At 54.1% G+C, this 3,577-nt stretch carries 4 protein-coding genes and 1 pseudogene (1 of these 5 cut by a window edge); 2 read left to right on the plus strand and 3 right to left on the minus strand.

What is annotated here, in order from left to right:
• Nucleotides 1-361, minus strand: a pseudogene (locus INT22_RS14900) (AEC family transporter); it reaches 582 nt to the left of the window's first position.
• Between the two features lie 106 nt (nucleotides 362-467).
• Here INT22_RS14900 and INT22_RS14905 point away from each other — a divergent pair.
• Both INT22_RS14905 and INT22_RS14910 read left to right on the plus strand, forming a co-directional pair.
• Nucleotides 468-971, plus strand: a complete 504-nt coding sequence (locus INT22_RS14905; protein WP_193059356.1) for a hypothetical protein — start codon at nucleotides 468-470, stop codon at nucleotides 969-971.
• Nucleotides 972-976: 5 nt separating this feature from the next.
• Entirely contained in the window at nucleotides 977-1,585 is a 609-nt protein-coding gene (locus INT22_RS14910; RefSeq protein WP_089040263.1) for an SCO family protein, read from the plus strand.
• Nucleotides 1,586-1,629: 44 nt separating this feature from the next.
• Here the strand turns inward: INT22_RS14910 and INT22_RS14915 are convergent, their stop codons facing one another.
• Together INT22_RS14915 and INT22_RS14920 are read right to left on the minus strand one after the other, a co-directional pair.
• Nucleotides 1,630-2,679, minus strand: a complete 1,050-nt coding sequence (locus INT22_RS14915; RefSeq protein ID WP_193059355.1) for a PHB depolymerase family esterase — start codon at nucleotides 2,677-2,679, stop codon at nucleotides 1,630-1,632.
• Entirely contained in the window at nucleotides 2,680-3,360 is a 681-nt protein-coding gene (locus INT22_RS14920) for an FKBP-type peptidyl-prolyl cis-trans isomerase (protein WP_193059354.1), read from the minus strand. It abuts the gene before it with no gap.
• Between the last annotated feature and the right edge of the window lie 217 nt (nucleotides 3,361-3,577).

Below are 3,577 nucleotides of genomic sequence, written 5' to 3' on the forward strand. Positions count from 1 at the left end.
CCATGCTGCCATGCAGTGCCGCAGCGCCCGCGACACCCACGTAGGTGTTAAAACGCACGGCGCCTTGGAACACCGACGTGAACGCCGCAGGCGTTAAGCCAAGGTAACCACGACAGCGCCATAGCAACAGGCCCAAAACCCCCATCGTGCCGAGCAATACCAGCGCTATGCGCCCAACCGGTACTTGGCTGACATCAGCAGTAGCCAGCGTACCTATCAGCATGGCTGGAAATAGCACAAAGTAGATCAGACGCTCCATTTGCGGCCAGAACGTAGCACTTGGCCAACGGCCATAGCCAATGGCAGCGCCCAGTAAAATCAATAAAAACAGTGGCCCAAGTGCGCCAGTAATGCTCTCCATTGTTATTCCTTGTTAACTGCGACATCCCAGCACAGCGACATCCGTGCGATTACTGTTACCATGAAACTAACTTCCATCTTACGGCCTGCGTAGTGACCATTCTGCCATGAAGAACTTGCCTAAACCTGGCTACTTTACGGGTTTTCCAGCACTGAAAGTGCTTATCCTCATCACGGGCATCTCACTGGCCGCCTGCACGTGGTACGTGTTTGCCAATTGGCTGCGCGATGATGGTGATATTGCATGGTTTACACCAGATGCCAACTGCAACCTACACACCAGTACGTGCTCGGCAGTACTGGGCGATAAAGGCCGCCTAACACTCACCGTTGATGCCGATGGCCGTATCGATGCGCTGGATATTCTGCCACTGGATGTAGAAGTCGAGGGCCTCAACCCAAGCCATGTAACGGTCGACTTTATCGGGCGTGATATGGATATGGGCTTACACCGTTTTGGGTTAACCGCCTCTGCGCCCGGTCACTTTCATGGCCAAGGGCAAGTCGGTATCTGCACGCAAGACGTGATGCCCTGGCGAGCACGGGTTATCCTGGAAACACCGGAAGGCAAGCTGGGCAGTTGGTTCGACTTTGACGTGATTAGGAGTTAGTACGTATGGCCGCTAAACCAAACAATCGTAAAGCACTCTGGCTGGGACTAGTGCTAATACTTGTCTTGCTGACCATTTCGGCTATCGGCCTTTACCAGTTTGCTTTCCAGCCAGACAGCGATGACGTGACGGGGGGACCAATAGAAATGCCCTCTACTCAAGGTGATTTCTCTCTCGCCCAGCTAGATGAAGACGACATTGCGATTGTTTCATTTGGCTACACCTACTGCCCAGACGTTTGCCCAATGAATCAGGCTGTTAAACGTCAGGCATTGGCCCAGCTAAGCGATGCACAGCGCGAACGCGTGGTGCCGATAATGATAACGGTTGACCCTGAACGCGATACGCTGCCGCGCATGGAAGAGTATATGCAGTTCTTTGGTGATACGTTTATCGGCTTGGTGGGTAGTCAAGAGCAGCTTGCAGATGTAGCGGCACGCTATGGCGTGATTTGGCGGCGAGTGGAGGCGCCCGATTCAGCCATGGCCTACACCATTGACCATAGCGCTTCGCTTTTCTTGGTTAACCGCAACGGTGAGATTTTACAGAGAGTACTCTACTCCCCAGCACCGCACGGCTTAGTGTCAGCGCTGGAGAATGAGTTAGGTAGCTAGCCGAAATACACGGTGAAGTCTCTGGTTTTAGGATGTACTTGGAATTAAGGCGTGCTTTGTAGGTGTTCAAGCATCTCCATTAGCGCTCTGGCTTGGGTGCCATCACGCGTGTCATGCAGCGGGTTGAGCTGCCAAGTACTTTCGGCAAAGCCCCACCAATCCCAGCACCCCTGAGGATTAGCCATACTGCTTTCCGCCTGCGGGTATAGCACCACTTGACCATGGTCTGCTGCCCAACGGTTCAAACCACTGTGGCGTACAAACGTATCGCCAATGGCATCAACGCTCATTTGACAACCATGCAAGGCTATTGTGACAGGACACCCTCCCGCCTCACACGCCTCAGGAATAAACAGATATCCCACATCAGCCAAGCCTTTAACCGCGAACTCCGACTGATCAAAGGCAATCACTTCGCCCTCGCTAGCATTAGCCTCACGCTCAGGGTAAAGCCATGAGAGCATATCGCCAGCCACGTTCTCATCACAGGCAAGTACATGGCTACCACCGCCCTGGCGACAGTCGCCAAGTGCCTGGGGGCTAGCGTTGGCCTGCTTCGGCAGTTTGATGGGCCAGCCATGGCCTGTGTTCTCACTGCGCACGAAACGCAGCTGTTCTGAAGATGCCAGCCAGCGCTGCCACTGTTCTGCTAACAAACTCCCTAGCTCTGGAGAAACCGTGCCATCTTCATCACCGTGCCATACATAGGCACGCAGCTGGCTTAATGCGTCGCGCTCCCCCACCTGCTCAAGCGACTCGTAACGCTCGCGCCGACGGTCCAGCTCATCCAAGGAAGGCAACCCACGGCGGGTGCTCATGCACTGGTTAAGCGCCAAACTGAGCGCGCCCTGGGCACAGCTCCAAGGGCCCGCCGCTAATACACCTACACCACTAAAGCGCTCAGGCCAAGCAACCGCCAACTGTGCGGCCATGTAACCGCCAGAAGAGACACCTACCACGCTCGCGTGATCGCTCGCTGCGCTTAGTGCAGGTAAATCACCAGGCACGGTATCTGCTTCAGCGTGAACAGCCGTGCTGCCCAGCAGTAACAGCGCACCCAAAAAACAAGATGTAGAAGCGGCGGGACGTGTCATTTACTCTACGCCTAACAGTTCAACACGGAACGTCAGCATTTCATTTGGGCCAATAGGGCCTTGGCCGCCTTCACCATAAGCCAGCTCAGCAGGGATATATAGCATCCAGCTGTCGCCAACGCTCATCAGTTGAAGCGCTTCCTGCCAACCTTCAATGACTTGATTTACCTGGAAACTCACCGACTGACCACGCTCAAAGGAACTGTCGAATACGGTGCCATCTAGCAGCATGCCTTCATAGTTCACTTCAACGGTGTCTTCAGCGCCAGGCGTTGCGCCGTCACCGGACTCAAGCACTTCATACTGCAAGCCAGACTCAGTCACTTCAACTTCTTCACGCTCAGCGTTTTCCGCTAGGTAAGCTTGGCCTTCCTCTAGATTAAGCTGGGCAATTTCAGCGGCTTCTTGCTCGCGCTCTGCCATAGAACGCTCTTGGAAAGCGACCAGCGCCTCCATCATTTCTTCCTCGCTTAACGCCAACTCGTTGCCATCAAAGACATCGCGCATGCCGTCCGTAAATGTATCTAGATCGAGGTCTTCAATATCAGCCTGCATGCTCTCGCCTAGAGTGACGCCTAAGCTATAGGCAAGACGCTGTTCGTCGGTTTCAGGAGCCGCTGCCGCGAACGGAGCAACCAGTAACAAACTCGCCAAGGCGGTGGAAGAAAACAATACTTTCATGTAAAGAACCTTATCCAACGGCGCAACGCGCCAAATGTTTGAGTAGCTCAAAGACTAACACCCGCCATCTCAGGCTGCATTACCTGAGATGGCGGGTGTTAGTAAGACCGCTATTAAGTTCAGTAGTTTGGTGTCTTAAACGACCAATGTGGGACAGTGTGCCGCACCCGCCACGCGCTGGGAGACACTACCCAACAGCAGGTTTTTCTCGCCATTG

This window comes from Halomonas sp. 3D7M, assembly GCF_014897885.1.
Lineage (GTDB): Bacteria > Pseudomonadota > Gammaproteobacteria > Pseudomonadales > Halomonadaceae > Vreelandella.

Excerpts from the sequence above, each read along its gene's own strand:
- INT22_RS14915 (WP_193059355.1), bottom strand. The coding sequence starts at position 2,679 with ATGACACGTCCCGCCGCTTCTACATCTTGTTTTTTGGGTGCGCTGTTA.
- INT22_RS14910 (WP_089040263.1), top strand. The coding sequence starts at position 977 with ATGGCCGCTAAACCAAACAATCGTAAAGCACTCTGGCTGGGACTAGTG.
- INT22_RS14905 (WP_193059356.1), top strand. The coding sequence starts at position 468 with ATGAAGAACTTGCCTAAACCTGGCTACTTTACGGGTTTTCCAGCACTG.
- INT22_RS14920 (WP_193059354.1), bottom strand. The coding sequence starts at position 3,360 with ATGAAAGTATTGTTTTCTTCCACCGCCTTGGCGAGTTTGTTACTGGTT.